This is a genomic window from Stenotrophomonas sp. Y6, assembly GCF_022436665.1.
GTDB lineage: Bacteria > Pseudomonadota > Gammaproteobacteria > Xanthomonadales > Xanthomonadaceae > Stenotrophomonas > Stenotrophomonas acidaminiphila_A.
Genome location: NZ_JAKUKB010000008.1, coordinates 200,510 through 217,730, shown reverse-complemented (window position 1 = coordinate 217,730; position 17,221 = coordinate 200,510). Strand labels below are relative to the sequence as shown.

Genomic DNA, 17,221 nt, shown 5'->3' with positions numbered 1-17,221 from the left:
CTGCTTCTCCTCATTCCCAGCAGCGGTCGGCGCGACCCTTGGCGGTCTGCGCACGCGGGCAGTCGCGCGGTGCGATGCGGCCTTGGGTCAACTCCGTGCGTTGCTTCGCGCCCTTGGCATCGCGGCGCAGTTCGAAGGCGTCGTACAGACGACCGGTCACGGTGCGCGCTTCGTAGCGCAGGTGCTGCGGATCGATGTCCAGAACCTGGAACAGCTGGGTGTCCTCGGCTACCGGATCCATCGTCTTCCGTGCCTCGTCGGAAAGGCGATACTGCTTCGGCCCGGCCACGGTCACCACGTACTGCGGCGTCGCAGCCTGCCCTTCGCCACGACGGCCGTAGGTGTGATCGTGGCCCTGCAGCACCAGATCGACGTTGTGGCGGCGCACCACCGGCAGCAGCAGGTCACGCAGCGCGGCGTTCTCGCGCCCTTCGCGCGGCGAGTAGAACGGCTGGTGCAGCAGCACGATGGTCCATGGCTGCGGGTTGCCGGTCAGGACCTTGTCCAGCCACTGTGCCTGCGCCTTGGCCGTGCCGAGGTCGAGTGCGGAGGTACCATCGACCACGGCCACGCGCACGCCCTGTGCATCGAACCAGTAGCTGGCCTGCCGTGCGGCGGTGGCGCCATTGCCCGGCAGCGCGAAGGTCACGGGCCAGTGCCGGCCCAGCACGCGCCGCTCCTGCGGGGTGTCCTCGAATTCCTCGAAGTACTCATGGTTGCCGATCGCCGGGGCCACCAGCGTTTCCTGCGCCAACCAGCCGGTGGCGGCAAACCACTCGCCCCATTCGCTGTCGTCCATGTTGTCGCCGCCGCTGACCAGATCACCGGCGAACAGGCTCATGCGCGCCTGCGGCGCAGCCTTCTGCGCGGCACGCACCACGCGGCTGACATGGCTGACGTTCTTGTTCTGGGTATCACCGAAGTACAGCAGGGTCAGCGGCTGGTCGGCGCCGGCCAGCGTGCGCAGCTGGTTCCAGGCGCTCCAGCTGCCATTGCCCTGCACGCGGTAGACGTACAGGGTGTCCGGCTGCAGGCCACCGATGTCGGCACGATGGTGGTGCGACAGCCCGTTCTCGGTCTGCAGTGCGCGCGTCGTCGCACGCACCTGGCGGATGCCCTCGATGGCCGGCGAATCTGCGGCCAGCGCGATCTCCAGCAGTGGTGCCTGCACGCTGCCATCGGTACGCCAGGCCACGGCAAAACCGTGACTGGGATCCGTCGAGGGCGAGGCGACGATACGGTCCGGCACCGATGTCGCTGCATAGTGGCGGCTACCCTCCGGCACCTGGGTATTCGGTTCGGCCGCCGCGAACGACAGCGACGGCAGCGCCAGCAGAAGGCCCAGCGCCAACGTACGCATCACACACTGCCCACTCATGCGCCACACTCCAGCGGCAGCGCGAGCTGCCTGGCGATGCTCTCCCAGTCGAAGGCCACCACGCCCTGGTCGTCATGCACCGCATACAACGCACCGTGCGGGAAGCGCGCGCTGGGCTGCTGCATCATCCAGATGCCATCGGTGTTGGCCACGGTGTTGCCCTGGAACGCGCCGACCGGCTTCAGCGTGTGCCGGTCGAACAGGTGGAACACGCTGCGTTGCTTGCCCTGCTCGGTGGTGATCCACCAGCCGTCCTTGCCGCAGGTGCGCAGGGTCACGCCTTCGGCCTGGGCCTTGAACACGTCGCGGCCGAAGGTGGTGCCGGTGAAGCGTCCGGCCAGGGTGTAGACCTTGAACTCGCTGGCGTAGCTCTCGTCCTCTTCGGCAATCAGCAGGCGGTCGTTCCCGGGGTCGCCCCAGATCGACTCGACCACGCGCAGCGCTCCCGCCTCGGTGGTATCGCCGATGCTGGCCACCAGCTTCGCGTCGACCTTCTCACCATTGCGGGTCACCTGATACTGGCGCACGCGCTTGTCCAGCTCAGCCAGCGGCGGCAGGATGTCACGCCCCTGCGCATCCTCGCCGTTGTCCCAGGAGTCGGTGACGTAGACGCTGTAGCCATCGGCGCGGCGGTCCACCCACAGCCCGTACGGCTTGCGCAGGTCGTCCGCAGCGAACGTCGCCAGCGGCGTGAAGTCCGGCAGGGCCAGCACCTGCACGCGGTGGTTGTCGCGCTCGACGATCCACAGCAGGTCGTCGGTCACCGCGATGCCGTTTGGGCGGTCGAACTGCCCCGGTGCGGTGCCGCTGCTGCCGACGTCACGCAGATGCTGCCCAGTGCTGCCGTCGTAGACCACCAGTTTGTCGGTGGCCTTGGCGGTAGCGATCAGCCACAGCGCGCCGTCCGGCGCGCGCCAGGCCGCGGGCGAATCAATGTTGTCGGCCGGGGTCATCGGTGACAGGAAGGCTTCGGCGATGGTGGTCACCACGCGCTCGCCGCTGGCGGCCGGCGCGGACACTCCTGCGACCGGATCGTTGCCGGTGGCCGGCGTACAGCCGGCGACCAGCGTGGCCGCCAGCGCGGCGGCCAGGACAGTTACGCTACGCCCCATCACAGCGCCACCTTCAGGCCCAGCGCATAGGTGCGGCCGTACTCTTCCATCTGCAGCGTGCGCGAACGCGCGCCCTGGTACAGCTCCAGCGGCTTGTCCAGCAGGTTCTGCGCTTCGAAATACATGCTCACCCGCGGGCTGAACCGGTAGTCCAGCGAGAAGTCGAGCTGGGTATGCGGCGCCACGTAGATATCGAAGGCACCGCCCTTGCCGATGCTGTCCAGGTATTGGCTGCGGTACACCGCCGCCAGGCGCGTGCTTACACCGTATTTTTCATAGCCGATGTGCGCGCTGTAGACATGCTTGGAGGCGCGCGGCAGGGTGAAGTCCTCGCCCTCCCGATCCTTGATGCCGGCATCGAATTTGGTGTCCAGCCAGGTGCCACTGGCACCGACCAGCAGGCCATCCAGGCCGTCCGGCAGGAAGGCCAGCTGCTGCTGCCAGTTGAACTCGGCACCACGCACGGTGGCCTTGCGGCCATTGATCGGCTGGGTCACGTCGAAACCATCGTAGGCCGGATCATTGGTACGCACGGTTTCCACGATGTAGCCATCGATCGACTTGTGGAACAGGCCCAGCGAAACGATGCCGCTGCTGCCGATGTACTTTTCCACCGACAGGTCGATGTTCCTGGACTCGTACGGATCGAGTTCCGGATTGCCCAGGCGCACCTCCTCGTCACCCCGGCTGTAACCCACGCGCGGCGAGACGTCGCCGAACGAAGGGCGCGAGACGGTCTTGTTGGCCGAGGCGCGCAGCACCCAGTCGTCGGCCGCGTCATAGCGCAGGTGCAGGCCCGGCAGCACATTGGTGTAGCTGCTGTTGGCCGCGCGCGGGGTGACGGTGAAACTGCGGCCGTTCGCAGCCACGTCCACCTGGTTGCCGACCGCCTTGAAGCGGGTGTTCTCCACGCGCACGCCGCCGATGATGCGCAGTGCGCCCACGTCCCAGGTACCCATCGCATAACTGGCGAAGATGTCCTCGCTGGCCACGTAATCCTCTTCCAGCGAGGTCATCGCGTTGTCGCCCACATCCTGCGGGCGGGCGCCGTACTGGCCACCGTTGGCCGCCCAGTAGTCGCGCATCGCATCCGAATCCATGCCATCGCCCATGTTGCCGTGGCGGTGGTCGGGCGAGCCGGTGGTCCAGTCCGACAGCGCCACCTTTGGGCCGACGCGCAGCTCGCGCTCATCGACATTCACGTCGCGGTCGCGCCAGCGGCCCAGCAGGCCAAACTTGATGCTGCTGCCATCGCCATCGAAGCGCACGTTGACCTGTGCGCTGTGCTCCTTGTCGTTGACCTGCTTGGGCGAGATCACGAAACGATCGAAGGCGTAGTTGCCGTTGTCCAGCCACTGCGGGTTGTCGAAGCTGTAGGCCGGCAGGCGGCCGCGCTGGTCCAGCGTGCCGTTGAAATCGGCGCCATCCAGCTTGAAACGCGCCTCCATTTCATCGTTCACCCGCTCTTCGGTGCGGGTATAGCCGACCCTGTAGTCGACCACCGCGTTGGTCAGCCGGTTCTCGCCTCCCAGGCTGGCCGCGAAGGTGTTTTCCTTCTTGGTGCGGTAGCGCATGCGCTTGTCGATGGCATCGCCCGGCATGTCGTCCAGGCGGTACTGGTCGGTACCGGTGCTGACCATGTCCGCGTCGTCGAAGTTGAAGATCACGCGCTGCCGGGTCTCGGCATCGTCGAACTGGCTGTACAGCGTGCGCAGGTAGTACCTGTTGTCCTCGTCCGGGCGCCAGTCGAGGTTGAGGTTGGCACCGATGCGCTTGCGCTCGATCTCGTACTTGCGGTGCTGCAGGTTGATCGCAGTCACGTCACCGGGGGCGGCATCGTCCTCGCCATCGTACTCCACTTCGGTGTTGTCCGACTCGAACTTCCGCTTCTGGTAATTCACGCCCAGCGCTACGCCGAAGGTATCGTTGAACACCTCGCTGTAGTTGAAGGCGGCCTTGGGACTGGTCTGGCCGGACAGCTGCTGGTGGCTGCCCTCGATCTTGCCGCGCAGGCTGCGGCCCTCGCGGTCGAAGGCCGAGGCCGATTCCACCAGCACGGCACCGCCGATGGCATCACCGGGCATGTCCGGGGTCGGCGACTTGACCACGCGCAGGCGCTCGGTGGAGTCGGAGGGAATCACGTCCAGCGGCGCCGCGCGGCTGGAATCTTCCGGGGTACCCACGGCGATGCCATCCACGCTGACGCTGTTGAGGTTGGCATCCAGGCCACGAATGACCACGAACCGGCCCTCGCCCTGGTCGCGGGTCACGCTGACGCCGGGCAGGCGCTGCAGCGATTCGGCCACGTTCTTGTCCGGGTACTGGCCCAGGGCATCGGAGGACACCGCGTCCTCGATGGCATCGCTGCTGCGCTTGAGATCGACCGCGCGGACCTGCGATTCGAGCTGGGCGCGCACTTCGACGCGGTCCAGGTCGATCGCGTCGGCCGTCGCGGTGCCGGCAGCGGTGAGCGCCGGCTGTGCGGCCGCCTGCCGGGGTGCCGTCGCGCCCATCGCCAGGGTCAGGGTGATGGCAACGGCCAACGGAGTCTTGATATGCACTGGTAAGCCCCATTCCTGTTAAGAATGGGTCTGCACGGTATGTCCGTAAGGTTGCATGGCCGTGACACGCGTGCGGTTTCCCCGGCCCGGCTTGGGGTTCGGCCCGGCGATCCGGCAGAATGCGGGCCTCCCCTCTTTGCACGTCCGACCATGAAGATCGTCGAAGTACGCCACCCGCTGGTCCAGCACAAGATCGGCCTGATGCGCCAGGCCTCGCTCAGCACCAAGGAGTTCCGCGAGCTGACCGACGAGCTGGGCAGCCTGCTCGCCTACGAGGCCACCGCCGACCTGGAAACCGAACCCTGCACCATGCAGGGCTGGGCCGGCCCGGTCACGGTGCAGCGCATCGCCGGCGCCAAGATCACCCTGGTGCCGATCCTGCGCGCCGGGCTGGGCATGCTCAACGGCGTGCTGTCGCTGATCCCGGCCGCGCGCGTCAGCGTGGTCGGCCTGCAGCGCGACGAGGAAACCCTGCAGCCGGTGCCCTACTTCGAGCGCCTCACCGGGCGCCTGGAGGAACGCGACGCGCTGATCCTGGACCCGATGCTGGCCACCGGCGGCACCCTCATCGCCACCATCGACATGCTCAAGCGCGCCGGCGCCCGCCGCATCAAGGGTATTTTCCTGGTGGCCGCGCCCGAAGGCCTGCGCGCGGTCGAAGCGGCCCACCCGGACGTGGAGATCTACACCGCGGCCATCGACGAGCGGCTCAACGACAAGGGCTACATCCTGCCCGGCCTGGGCGATGCGGGCGACCGCATTTTCGGCACCCGGGTGCATTAAAAAAACTACATCGCGGCTTCACGACGGCTTGCTCCCCGGCGGGCGGATGCTTGCGCCCGTCACCCACCCCGGAGCCGCGCCATGTACCGTCCCGCCCTGCTTGCCTGCCTGCTGTTGGCCACTGCCGTGCCGTTCGTGGCCGGCGCCGGCACGCCCACCCCGCAACAACAGCGCATGGCCGAATGCTCGGCCAAGAACAAGGGCCTCAAGGGCGATGCCTACAAGGATGCCCAGCGCACCTGCCTCAGCGGCCATCCCGCCGCCGCCACGGCGGCGGTGACCCCGCAGCAGCGCATGACCCGGTGCAATGCCGATGCCTCGGCCAAACACCTGAGCGGGGATGCCCGCAAGACCTTCATGAGCGACTGCCTGCGCAGCCACTGACGACGGATGGGGGGTCGGCGGATCGTCGCCCGTCGTCGACGCCCCGGCAGCGGCGCGCGTCAGCGACGTACCCGCTGTTCGCCCGCCGCGGCCGGCGCCTCGAGCAGTTGCCGCGCCCGCGGGTCGTCCAGCAGCTCGGCCTGCAGGAATGCGGTGCCCAGCTGCAGGGCGCGCTCGAACAGCGCTTCCGGCTCGCCGCCGATGAGGTTGTGCCCGCCGCCGGCCAGTACCACCGCCTGCCTGTCGCCGGCCGGCGCGGTCTGCACCGGGTACAGGTGGTCGGCCGGGTCGCTGACGAAGCCCGGCACGCGGTCCTCGTCGCCGGTCACCAGCAGCAGCGGCACCGCCAGCGATGCATAGGAATCGGGCCCGATCAGCCCCGCGATGCGGCCCGGCGAGGAATAGCCCAGCACCGCCACCACCGTGGGATCGCGCAGCGGCCCGAGTCCGGCCAGAGCGCCGCCCAATACCGCCGAGATCAGCGTGCCCAGGCTGTGCCCGGCCGCGGCCACCGGCACATCCGGCCAATGCGCATGGGCGTAGGCGCTGGTCGCGCGCATGTCGGCCAGGCGCTCGCCGAACCCCTGCTGCAGCGAGAACGCTTCGCGCCCCGGGTACTTGAGCGAGTCCACGTGCAGCGGCGCCAGCACCACGAAACCGGCATCGGCCCAGGCCTGCAACAGGCGCTCGTAGCGTTCCGGCCAGGCACCATGCCCGCTGGAGAACACCACCACCCCGCGCACCTGCGCCGGCTCCCAGATCGCCAGCGTGGTGGCCCGCCCGGGCGACACCTGCAGGGGTCGCGTGGCAGTGGGCGCGGCGACGGCGTGCTGGGCCACGGCCAGCATGGCCAGCACCAGCGCGAGCAGGCCACCAAAGACATGGCGGGTGTTCAGGGCGCGCACCCGCCTGCGCCGGCCGCCGTCCGGCCGCACGGTGCAAGCCGGATGTCCCGCTGTTTCATTCTTCATGATGGATCCCGCGTTGGAAGACGCAGACCAGTGTGCGCAAGCCAGCTACCGGCGGCAGGAGCCGCCGGTCACCCGTGCGCGGTGCCGGAAGTCACTTTCTCACGCCACCAGCGAGCGAGCGCGCAGTTCGGCGACCTCGTGGGCGACGCCGAAGCGGCCCTTGTCGTCGCGGGTCACCCGGGCCATCGCGCACTGCGGGTCGTGGGTGAAGAACAGGTGCACGTTGCGTGCCAGCTTGTCCTCGAGGAAGGCGCGCTTCTCGTCGATCAGCAGTTCCGCGTTGCGGTCGTAGCCCATGGTGATCGGCACGTGCACCCAGGAACGGCCGGGGATCAGGTCGGCGCAGAACACCAGGCCGCCATGCGGCTGGCCGTCGATGCGCTCGGGGCCGACGATTTCGGCCAGCATCAACCCCGGCGTATGCCCGTCACTGAAGCTGAAACGCACCGACTCGCCCAGCGCCTGCGAATGCGCGCCGGAGACGATCTCCAGGCGTCCGCTGGCTTCCAGCAGCCCCGGCAGTTCCGGGATGAAACTGGCACGGTCGCGCGGATGCGGGTGCCGCGCCCGCTCCCAGTGGGTGGCACCGACCACGAAGGTCGCGTTGGGGAACAGCAGTTCCGGCCCGCGGCCTTCCGACCAGGGCGCCAGCAGGCCGCCGGCATGGTCGAAATGCAGGTGGCTGAGCACCACCACGTCGATGTCCTCGTGCTCGAAGCCGGCCTCGCGCAGCGAGTCGATCAGGACATGCCGCGGTTCCTGCACGCCATAGCGTTCGCGCAGCTTCGGCTCGAAGAACGCACCGATGCCGGTTTCGAACAGCACCGTCTTGCCACCCAGCGGGCTGGCCAGCAACGCGCGGCAGGCCAGCTCGATGCGGTTCAGGTCATCGGCCGGCGACCATTTTTCCCACACGGCCTTGGGCGCGTTGCCGAACATCGCGCCACCGTCCAGTTTCTGGCTGTTGCCACGGATCGACCATAGTTTCATATGAAAAATTCTACCGCCGCCGCGTTAAATATTCGCAAGGCGGGGCGCGCCCGCGCGCCGCCCGCGGGGGCCGCTTCCCGGGGCCCCGGGGGCGGCTCAGCGATACACCGGGTGCGCCCGGCACAAGGCCACCACCTGCTCGCGGACGCGTGCGCCGACCTGGGCCTGCGTGCCCTCGCCCAGCGCGTCGAGCACGTCGCACAGCCAGCCGGCCAGCTGCGTGCATTCGGCCACGCCGAAGCCGCGCGTGGTCAGCGCCGGGGTGCCGATGCGCAGGCCCGACGTGACCGACGGCGGGCGCGGATCGCCCGGCACCGTGTTCTTGTTGGTGGTGATGCCGGCCGCGTCCAGTGCCGCGTCGGCGTCCTTGCCGGTATAGCGGCGGTCGCGCAGGTCGATCAGCATCAGGTGGTTGTCGGTACCACCGGACACAATCCGGTAGCCGCGCTGCTGGATCGCCGCCGCCATCGCCCGCGCGTTGGCCAGTACCTGCCGCTGGTAGGCCCTGAACTCCGGCCGCAGGGCCTCCTTGAAGGCCACCGCCTTGGCCGCGATCACGTGCATCAGCGGGCCGCCCTGCACGCCGGGAAACACCGCCGAGTCGAGCTTGCGGTAGAAATCGGCCCCCTGCCCATGGGCCAGGATCAGGCCGCCGCGCGGGCCGCGCAGGGTCTTGTGCGTGGTGCTGGTGACCACGTGCGCATGCGGCAGCGGGTCCGGATACTCGCCCGCCGCGACCAGCCCGGCCACGTGCGCCATGTCCACCCAGAACAGCGCGCCGACGCGGTCGGCGATGGCCCGCATGCGCGCCCAGTCCTTGTGCCGCGAGTAGGCCGAGAAGCCACCGATCAGCAGCCGCGGCCGCGTCTCCAGCGCGATGCGCTCCATCGCGTCGTAGTCGACAAGCCCGGTCTGCGGATCCACCCCGTACGCCACGATGCGGTAATGCCGGCCGGAGAAGTTGGACGGATTGCCATGGGTCAGGTGCCCGCCCTGCGCCAGGTTCATGCCCATCACCGTATCGCCCGGGCTGGCCAGGGCCAGGAACACCGCGGCGTTGGCCTGCGCCCCGGCATGCGGCTGCACGTTGGCGTAGTCGCAGCCGAACAGCTGCCGCGCGCGTTCGATCGCCAGGCGCTCGGCCACATCCACGTTGCCGCAGCCGCTGTAGTAGCGGCGCCCGGGATAGCCCTCGGCGTACTTGTTGGTGAACACCGAATCCTGCACCGCGCGCACCCGCGGGCTGGCGTAGTTCTCCGAGGCGATCAGTTCGACATGGTCCTCCTGCCGGCATTCCTCGGCGTGGATGGCCGCGGCCAGTTCGGGATCGAAATCGGCAAGGCGCGACGATGGGTCATGCATGGGGGCGACTCCTGGGTGTGGATCGGGGCCGGGCCGGTAGGCCCGGCGGGGATTGGCAAACGTGTGGCTCACGGGCCGGCGGCCGGCCAGTAATGGTTGTCTGGCGTATCGCGCGCGCCGAAGATGGCCTGGCCGACGCGCACCACCGTGGCGCCTTCCTCGATGGCGATCTCGAAGTCGCCGGACATGCCCATCGACAGCTCGTCCAGGCCGATGCCGTCCGGCGCCTGCGGGCGCAGGCGGTCGCGCAGTTCGCGCAGGCGCACGAAGCAGGCGCGCACCCGCGCCGCGTCCTCGGAGAACAGCGCCAGGGTCATCAGCCCGCGCACGCGTAGATGCGTGAAGCGCGGCAGTGCGGCGATGAAACCAGCCACGTCGGCCGGCGCCAGCCCGTACTTGCTGTCCTCGCCGGAGGTGTTGACCTGCACAAACACGTCCAGCTGCCGGCCTTCCAGCTGCAGGCGGTGGTCCAGGGTCTGCGCCAGGCGCAGGCTGTCCAGTGCCTGGAACTCGCTGGCGAAACGCGCGACCAGCTTGGCCTTGTTGGTCTGCAGATGGCCGATCACCGACCAGCGCAGGTCGCCCAGGTCCTGCATCGCCTCCCATTTGTGGTGTGCCTCCTGCACCTTGTTCTCGCCCAGCAGGCGGCAGCCCGCGGCGTAGGCCAGGCGCAGGCTCGCCTCTGGCTTGGTCTTGCTCACCGGCAGCAGGCGCACGCCGGCCGGGTCGCGGCCGGCACGCTGGCAGGCGGCGGCGATGCGCGCCTGCACCGCGGCCAGGTTGCGGCGGACATCATCGAACGTGAGCGCCTGCGGGTAGCGGCCATGGCGGTCGTGCGAAGTCGGGGTGGCCGGGTTCATGGACGGGTTGCTCCGGCGTCGGTGACCGATGCCGGGCGCCCGTCCGGCAGCCGGCCGTTGAGCAGCAGGTGCGCCAGCAAGCCGATCACCAGCCCCCAGAATGCGCCGCCGATACCGAACAGCGTGATGTTGGCGGCCGCCGCCAGGAAGGTGATCAGCGCCGCCTCGCGGGTGCGCGCATCGGCTACCGCCGTGGCCAGGCTGCCGCCCAGGGTGCCCAGCAGGGCCAGCCCCGCCAGCGTGGTGATGAAGGTCGCCGGCAGCGCCAGGAACACCGCCGCCAGGGTTACCCCGAACACACCGACGAGGATGTAGAACACACCGGCGGCGATGCCGGCGATCCAGCGCCGGGACGGATCCTCGTGCGCCTCGGGTCCGGTGCAGATCGCCGCCGTGATCGCGGCGATGTTGAAGGCATGGGAACCGAACGGCGCCATCAGCAGCGAGCCGAGCCCGGTCGCGGTGACGATGGGATCGGCGGGTGTGCGGAAGCCGTCGTTGCGCAGCACCAGCATGCCCGGCATGTACTGCCCGGTCAGTGTGATCAGGAACAGCGGCAGCGCCACGCCCAGCAGGGCATTGAGAGTGAACACCGGCATCGTGAACACCGGCGTGGCCAGGCGCAGCTCCAGCCCGTGCAGGTCGAGGCGCCCCTGCACCAGCAGCAGGCCCAGCCCCGCCAGCAGGATGCCGACCACCGCATAGCGCGCGCTCACCCGCCGGAGCACCCCGTAGGCCAGGATCAGCGCCCCGGCCAACAGCGGGTCGACGTCCAGCCCCGCGAACGCCGTGATCCCGAACTGCAGCAGGATGCCCGCCAGCAGGCCGGCGGCCACGCCCGGCGGCACCCGCCGGATCACCCGTTCGAACCGCCCGGACAGGCCGAGCACGACGAAACCCGCGGCCGACAGCACGAACGCCCCGACCGCTTCGGCCCACGGCGTGGTCGCCAGCGCGGTGACCAGGAACGCGGCGGCCGGCGTCGACCACGCGGTGATGACCGGCGCACGGTAGCGCCAGCTCAGCAGCAGCCCGGTCAGGCCCACGCCGATGGACACCGACCAGACCCATGAGGCGGTCAGCTGCGGCCCGAGGCCGGCCACCTTGGCCGCCTGGAACACCAGGATGAAGGTGCCGCCGTAATTGACGATGACCGATACCAACCCGGCCAGGACCGGGTGCGGCAGGTCGCGCAGGCGCAGCGCGGGAACAGGGACCGATGGCATGGGCGGATGCGGGCTCCAGGCAGTTGACGGGGGCGACCCCGGGGCTGTTTTATAGCCGCGCAATGGACTGATTTACCCATCCACTTTCCACATCGGATACCGGCCAATTGTTCCGCCATGCCCAGCTCGAATCGGTAAAGGCCTGGCTGGTCGACCCGGCGCACGCCGGCCTGCCCCTGCACGCACGCATCCAGCGCGCCCTGCGCCAGCTGATCCTCGAGGGCGCGATCGACGTGGGCCGGCCATTGCCGGCGTCGCGCGCGCTGGCCCACTCGCTCGGGGTTTCCCGCGACACGGTGGAGGCCGCCTATGGCCAGTTGCATGCCGAGGGCTTCATCGAACGCCGCGTGGGCAGCGGCAGCTTCGTGTCAGAGCGCGTGCGGCGGCGGCGCAGCGCGGCGCGCCGGGCCGGCCCGGCACCGCTGGCCGCCGCGCTGAGCCGGCGTGGCGCGGCGTTGTTCCGCGACGGCGGGGTGCGCGATTTCCTTGCCCCGCGCGCGTTCGCGCCCGGCCTGCCCGAGACCCGCCATTTCCCGCTGCAGACCTGGGAGCGGCTGCAACGGCAGGTGCTCAGGCAACACGGCAGCGCCGCCCTGCTGCACAGTCCGCCGCAGGGCATGGAAGCGTTGCGCCAGGCCATCGCCGACTACGTCAACCTCGAACGCGGCGCCCGCGCCACGCCCGGGCGCGTGCTGGTGCTGACCAGCTCGCAACAGGCGCTGGCGCTGTGCGCCAGCGTGCTGCTCGACGCCGGCGACCGTATCTTCATCGAGGACCCGGCCTACCATGGCGCGCGGCGCGCGTTCGAGGCCGCCGGCCTGGACTGCGTGCCGGTGCCGGTGGACGCCCACGGCATGCGCGTGGAACGGCTGCACGACGCGGCGCCGGCGCGGGCGGTGTTCCTGACCCCCTCGCACCAGTTCCCGACCGGCGCCACGCTGGCGCTGGACCGGCGCCTGGCCGTGATCGAGTGGGCGCGGCGGCACGGCGCCTGGATCATCGAGGACGACTACGACAGCGAGTTCCACTACGCCGGCAAACCCACCGCCTGCGTGCAGGGACTGGACCCGCACGAGCGCACGATCTACATCGGCACCTTCACCAAGTCGCTGTTCCCGGGCCTGCGCATCGGCTACATGCTGCTGCCGCCGGCGCTGGTGGAACCGATGACCGTGGCGCGCACGCTGCTGGACGGGCACAGCGCACCGGTTCCGCAGCTGACCCTGGCGCGCTTCATCGAAGGCGGCCATTTCGGCGCCCACGTGCGCGCCATGCGCCAGCTCTACGGCGAGCGGCGCGACCTGCTGGCGCGGCTGGTACGGCGCCATCTGGGCGGTTACCTGCAGCCACGGGTGCCGGCCGGCGGCATGCAGATGCCCTGCCTGCTCACCCGCGACATCGCCGAGGCCCGCGCCGTGGACGCCGCACGGCGTGCGGGTATCGACCTGCTGGGGCTGGGCGGGCTTTACGCAGGGGAAGCGGACCAGGCCGGCTTCCTGATGGGTTTCGCCGCGCATGCGCCGGACGAACTGGAAGCGGCGGTACGCGGGCTGGCCAGCGTGCTGCGCAACCTCGAGCGCTGAGCGCGCGGCGGCCCCGAAAACGCGGAACCCCGCCATGCGGCGGGGTTCGGTGTGGCATCCGGATGCGTGGGCGGCTCAGTCGCCCTTGCCCATCCTGCGCACCTCGGCGCTGCCGACCGGGTTGCGCGGGTCGCTGCCACCGCTGAGGGTGTTGCTGCGGCGGTTCCATTCCACCGTCTGCAGGTTGCCCCACACGTGGCTGGAACCACGCCCGCCGTCGGCGTTGTCGCCGGGCAGGTCGACCTTGTGGCCCATGGCCTGCAGCTGCCGCGCCACGTCCGGGGTGAACGCGCCGCTCTCGGCCGAGATCTCGTCCGGCAGCCACTGGTGGTGGTAGCGCGGCAGCGCGGCGACCTGCTGCGCGTCCAGCCCGGCGTCGTAGCCGAGGATGCCCAGCAGCACCATGGTGATGATGCGGCTGCCGCCCGGGGTGCCGATCACGATCACTTTCTCGCCGTTCTCCATGAAGGTCGGCGTCATCGAACTGAGCATGCGCTTGCCCGGTTTCGGCGCGTTGGCCTCGTAGCCCATCACGCCGAACGCGTTGGGCGTACCCGGCTTGAGCGCGAAATCGTCCATCTCGTTGTTGAGCAGCACGCCGGTGCCGGCCGGGATGAAGCCCGAGCCGTACAGCAGGTTGACCGTCTGGGTGCCGCCGACGCGGTTGCCTTCGCCGTCGATGATCGAGAAATGGGTGGTCTCGTCATCCTCCAGCGGGGTCGGGTTGCCCGACAGCAGGTCGCTCGGGGTGGCCTTGTCCGGGTGGATGGTGGCGCGCAGGCCCTGGGCGTAGTCGCGGCTGGTGAGCACCTTCTGCGGGATCTGCACGAAATCCGGGTCGCCGAGGAAGAAGGTGCGGTCGCGGTAGGCACGGCGCATGGCCTCGACCACCAGGTGGGTGCGGTGCGCCTCGTCCAGGGCGGCCAGGTCCCAGCCTTCCAGGATCTGCAGCATCGACGCCAGCGCGATGCCGCCGGAGGACGGCGGCGGTGCGGTGGTGATCTTCCAGCCGCGGTAGTCGAACACGATCGGCTCGCGCGCCTTGACCGTGTAGCCGGCCAGCTCGGCGGCGGTCCATTGGCCACCGGCCTTCTTCACCCCGGCCAGCAGCTTGTTCGCGGTCTCGCCGCGGTAGAAGCCATCGAAGCCCCTGGCGGCCAGCAGCCGCAGGGTATGCGCCAGTTCCGGCTGCTTGAAGATGTCGCCCTCGGCGATGGGACGACCGTTGCGCAGGTACACCTCACGGGTGCCGGGATAGCGCTCCATCACCTCGCGCCGCGCGGCATAGCCACGCGCCATGCGCGCGTACACCGGGAAGCCTTCGCTGGCCACGCGGATCGCCGGCGCCAGCGATTCGGACAGCGGCAGCCGGCCGTGTTCGCGCGCGACCTGCACCAGCAGCGCCGGCAACCCGGGGATGCCGGCCGACCACGGGCCGTTGACCGAACGGTCGCGGTCCAGCTCGCCGTTGGCGTCCAGGAAGCGCTCCGGCGTGGCCGACGCCGGCGAGGTCTCGCGCGCGTCGAGCATCACGTCCTTGCCGGTGCGCGCGTCGTGCAGCATGAACAAGCCACCGCCGCCCAGGCCGGAACTGATCGGCTCGACCACCGCCAGCGTGGATGACACCGCCACCGCGGCGTCGAACGCATTGCCGCCCTTGGCCAGGATCTCCATGCCGGCCTTGGTCGCCAGTTCGTGGCCGCTGGCGATCGCCGCGCCGTCGGGGTGCGCGGCCAGCGCCTGCGGCGGCGTCGGTGCCGCCCACGCCGCCGGTGCCAGCACCAGCGCAAACAACAGGAAGGAACGCGCGAAACGTTTCATGCCGAGGGGGTCTCCGGTTCGTACAGTTCGGGGTGGTCGCGCTGCAGCGCATGCAGCTTGGCCAGCAGCTGGTCGTGGGTTTCGGGAATGTCCGGATCCGGGTCGATGCATTCGACCGGGCACACCACCACGCATTGCGGCTCATCGAAATGGCCCACGCATTCGGTGCAACGGGCCGGATCGATCACGTAGATCGTCTCGCCCATCGAAATGGCCTTGTTCGGGCAGGCTGGCTCGCAGACGTCGCAGTTGACGCAGAGCTCATTGATTTTCAGAGACATGGAACGGCTCCATGCCCGCGCCTGCCGGCGGCAGGCCGGCGGCGCGCGGCGCCACCGGCTCGATGCGGCCCGCTTCCGGGCCGGCAGCGGCCGGACATGCGCAAGGCACGTCCGGCCGGGCACGGGTCACTTGGCTTCAACGAAGATGTAATCGGCGCCGGTCGGCTGCACGATGGTCTGCACGCGGGCGTTGTCGGCGGCATCGCCGATGTACACCACGCGCACGCCCTTCATGGAATCGGCCTGCACGCCCTTGAACGCGGTCTCGATCAGATCGGCCATCTTCGACGAGGCCGACGAACCGAAGGCCAGCATGTTGCCCGGGGACACGCCGCGGCCGATGGCGGCGGTGGCGCTTTCGACCTGACGCTCGTACTTGGCGGCGAACTCCGGGTCGGACTCCGGCACCAGGTAGTACAGGTACGGGTTGTTGGTGATGTTGCCCATGTTCTGCACGGCCACGGCCTGCAGGTACTTGCGCCAGCCGGCATCGTCGTCCTTGGCCGGGGCCACCAGCGCCTGCTGCGCCTCGGCGGCCGGTGCGGCCTCTTCCTTCTTGCAGGCGGTGAAGCCCAGCACCAGCGAAGCGGCCAGCATCACGCGCATCGTGTTCTTCATGGATCGTCTCCCTCTATTGGATTCGTTACGGCTGTTGGGATGGGTCAGGCGCCAGCGCGGGATTCGCGGGCCCTGCGCAGCGCTTCGAGCACCGTGGCCGGCACGAAACCGGACACGTCGCCTCCCAGCCGGGCGATTTCGCGCACCAGCGAGGAAGAAATGAAGCTGTGCTGTTCGGACGGGGTCAGGAACAGGGTCTCGACCTCCGGGATCAGGTGGCGGTTCATGCTCGCCATCTGGAATTCATATTCGAAATCGGACACCGCGCGCAGGCCGCGCAGCAGCACCCCGGCATGCACCGAGCGCACGAAATGCGCCAGCAGGGTGTCGAAACCGACCACCTCGACGTTGTCATGGCGGGCCAGCGCCTCGCGCGCCAGCTCCACGCGCAGCGCCAGCGGCAGCGTCGGCCCCTTGGACGGGCTCTGCGCCACGCCGACCACGATCTTCTCGAACAGCGGCGCGGCCCGGTGCACCAGGTCGATGTGACCATTGGTGATCGGGTCGAACGTGCCCGGATAGACGGCAATGCGCGGGTTGGACGGGGTCATGCGGACGGAGTCGCGTTCAGGTCACCGCGGAGTGTAGCAGCGGCGCGAACGTACAGGGCATAGCCGACATCGCGGGTGGCGCCCTCGCGGTGCAGGCGCCAGTCCGCGGGCGGAAGCGGCGCCGCGGCCGCGGGCGCCTCCACGTACAGCCACGCATCCGCGGCCAGGTGCCGCGGCAGCCGCTCGAACACCTGCGCCCACAGGCCGGCGGCGAACGGCGGATCCATGAACACGATGTCGGCCTGCATCGGCGCGGCGGTTTCCAGCCAGCGCAGCGCATCGCCGGCGGCGACCTGCACCTGCGCAGCGGCGCCCAGCCGCTCGACCACGCCGCGCAGCGCCGCGGCCAGCGCGGGGTCGCGTTCCACCAGCTGCGCCGAAGCGGCGCCGCGCGACACCGCCTCGAGCCCCAGCGCGCCGCTGCCGGCGAACAGATCCAGTACGCGCGCACCGGGCAGTTTCGGCATCAGCCAGTTGAACAGGGTCTCGCGCACCCGGTCGCTGGTCGGGCGCAGGCCGTCCAGCGACGGCACCTGCAGCCGCGTATTGCGCCAGCGGCCGCCGATGATGCGCACCTGCCCGTCCCCGCCATGCGCGGGACGGCGGGAGGTCGGAGCGGGAGATCGCGGGGAACGGGGCATGCGAATGGCGGCGGAAACGGGCCCGCATGATAAGCCGAACCCGCCCTCTTCCCGCGCCCGCGGACTTGAAATCCGCCGCCCGGCCCACATCCGTGAGGC

At 69.7% G+C, this 17,221-nt stretch carries 16 protein-coding genes; 3 read left to right on the top strand and 13 right to left on the bottom strand.

Annotation, left to right across the window (positions count from 1 at the left end; genetic code table 11):
• Positions 1 to 10 precede the first annotated feature (10 nt).
• The 3 genes from MKP15_RS10770 to MKP15_RS10760 are packed head-to-tail and all read right to left on the bottom strand — an operon-like array spanning position 11 to position 5,051.
• Complete coding sequence (locus MKP15_RS10770) at positions 11 to 1,360, bottom strand: metallophosphoesterase family protein (RefSeq protein WP_240212801.1); 1,350 nt, start codon at positions 1,358 to 1,360, stop codon at positions 11 to 13.
• Positions 1,361 to 1,374: 14 nt separating this feature from the next.
• Entirely contained in the window at positions 1,375 to 2,490 is a 1,116-nt protein-coding gene (locus tag MKP15_RS10765) for a phytase (RefSeq protein WP_240212701.1), read from the bottom strand.
• Complete coding sequence (locus MKP15_RS10760) at positions 2,490 to 5,051, bottom strand: TonB-dependent receptor (RefSeq protein ID WP_240212700.1); 2,562 nt, start codon at positions 5,049 to 5,051, stop codon at positions 2,490 to 2,492. The genes MKP15_RS10765 and MKP15_RS10760 overlap by 1 nt, the downstream gene beginning before the upstream one ends.
• A gap of 150 nt (positions 5,052 to 5,201) precedes the next feature.
• On the opposite strand from MKP15_RS10760, the gene upp reads away from it, so the two are divergent.
• Both upp and MKP15_RS10750 read left to right on the top strand, forming a co-directional pair.
• The gene (upp, locus tag MKP15_RS10755) at positions 5,202 to 5,834 is read left to right on the top strand and encodes a uracil phosphoribosyltransferase (RefSeq protein WP_240212699.1); all 633 of its coding nucleotides are present in this window, start codon (positions 5,202 to 5,204) and stop codon (positions 5,832 to 5,834) included.
• Positions 5,835 to 5,915: 81 nt separating this feature from the next.
• Positions 5,916 to 6,218, top strand: a complete 303-nt coding sequence (locus MKP15_RS10750; RefSeq protein WP_240212698.1) for a PsiF family protein — start codon at positions 5,916 to 5,918, stop codon at positions 6,216 to 6,218.
• Between the two features lie 59 nt (positions 6,219 to 6,277).
• Here MKP15_RS10750 and MKP15_RS10745 read toward each other — a convergent pair whose 3' ends face one another.
• From MKP15_RS10745 to MKP15_RS10725, 5 genes are all read right to left on the bottom strand, one after another.
• Complete coding sequence (locus MKP15_RS10745; protein ID WP_240212697.1) at positions 6,278 to 7,123, bottom strand: lysophospholipase; 846 nt, start codon at positions 7,121 to 7,123, stop codon at positions 6,278 to 6,280.
• A gap of 165 nt (positions 7,124 to 7,288) precedes the next feature.
• Positions 7,289 to 8,179 (bottom strand): MBL fold metallo-hydrolase, encoded by an 891-nt coding sequence (locus MKP15_RS10740; protein WP_240212696.1) that lies wholly within the window; start codon positions 8,177 to 8,179, stop codon positions 7,289 to 7,291.
• Positions 8,180 to 8,275: 96 nt separating this feature from the next.
• Positions 8,276 to 9,541, bottom strand: coding sequence for a serine hydroxymethyltransferase (gene glyA / locus MKP15_RS10735; RefSeq protein WP_240212695.1), 1,266 nt, complete (start codon positions 9,539 to 9,541; stop codon positions 8,276 to 8,278).
• Between the two features lie 68 nt (positions 9,542 to 9,609).
• Complete coding sequence (locus tag MKP15_RS10730) at positions 9,610 to 10,401, bottom strand: YggS family pyridoxal phosphate-dependent enzyme (protein WP_240212694.1); 792 nt, start codon at positions 10,399 to 10,401, stop codon at positions 9,610 to 9,612.
• Entirely contained in the window at positions 10,398 to 11,627 is a 1,230-nt protein-coding gene (locus MKP15_RS10725) for a benzoate/H(+) symporter BenE family transporter (RefSeq protein WP_240212693.1), read from the bottom strand. Before MKP15_RS10725 ends, MKP15_RS10730 begins: the two co-directional genes overlap by 4 nt.
• A gap of 107 nt (positions 11,628 to 11,734) precedes the next feature.
• Here MKP15_RS10725 and MKP15_RS10720 point away from each other — a divergent pair, with 107 nt between their 5' ends.
• The gene (locus tag MKP15_RS10720) at positions 11,735 to 13,210 is read left to right on the top strand and encodes a PLP-dependent aminotransferase family protein (RefSeq protein WP_240212692.1); all 1,476 of its coding nucleotides are present in this window, start codon (positions 11,735 to 11,737) and stop codon (positions 13,208 to 13,210) included.
• A 75-nt stretch (positions 13,211 to 13,285) separates the two neighbouring features.
• On the opposite strand, the gene ggt is transcribed toward MKP15_RS10720, so the two are convergent.
• The 5 genes from ggt to rsmD form a co-directional block, all read right to left on the bottom strand.
• The gene (gene ggt / locus MKP15_RS10715; RefSeq protein WP_240212691.1) at positions 13,286 to 15,031 is read right to left on the bottom strand and encodes a gamma-glutamyltransferase; all 1,746 of its coding nucleotides are present in this window, start codon (positions 15,029 to 15,031) and stop codon (positions 13,286 to 13,288) included.
• The gene (locus MKP15_RS10710) at positions 15,028 to 15,312 is read right to left on the bottom strand and encodes a YfhL family 4Fe-4S dicluster ferredoxin (RefSeq protein ID WP_104938690.1); all 285 of its coding nucleotides are present in this window, start codon (positions 15,310 to 15,312) and stop codon (positions 15,028 to 15,030) included. The genes ggt and MKP15_RS10710 overlap by 4 nt, the downstream gene beginning before the upstream one ends.
• A gap of 126 nt (positions 15,313 to 15,438) precedes the next feature.
• Positions 15,439 to 15,930, bottom strand: coding sequence for a hypothetical protein (locus tag MKP15_RS10705; RefSeq protein WP_104938689.1), 492 nt, complete (start codon positions 15,928 to 15,930; stop codon positions 15,439 to 15,441).
• 44 nt (positions 15,931 to 15,974) lie between these two features.
• Positions 15,975 to 16,481 (bottom strand): pantetheine-phosphate adenylyltransferase, encoded by a 507-nt coding sequence (coaD, locus tag MKP15_RS10700; protein WP_104938688.1) that lies wholly within the window; start codon positions 16,479 to 16,481, stop codon positions 15,975 to 15,977.
• Positions 16,478 to 17,122, bottom strand: coding sequence for a 16S rRNA (guanine(966)-N(2))-methyltransferase RsmD (gene rsmD, locus MKP15_RS10695; RefSeq protein ID WP_240212690.1), 645 nt, complete (start codon positions 17,120 to 17,122; stop codon positions 16,478 to 16,480). The genes coaD and rsmD overlap by 4 nt, the downstream gene beginning before the upstream one ends.
• Positions 17,123 to 17,221 lie beyond the last annotated feature (99 nt).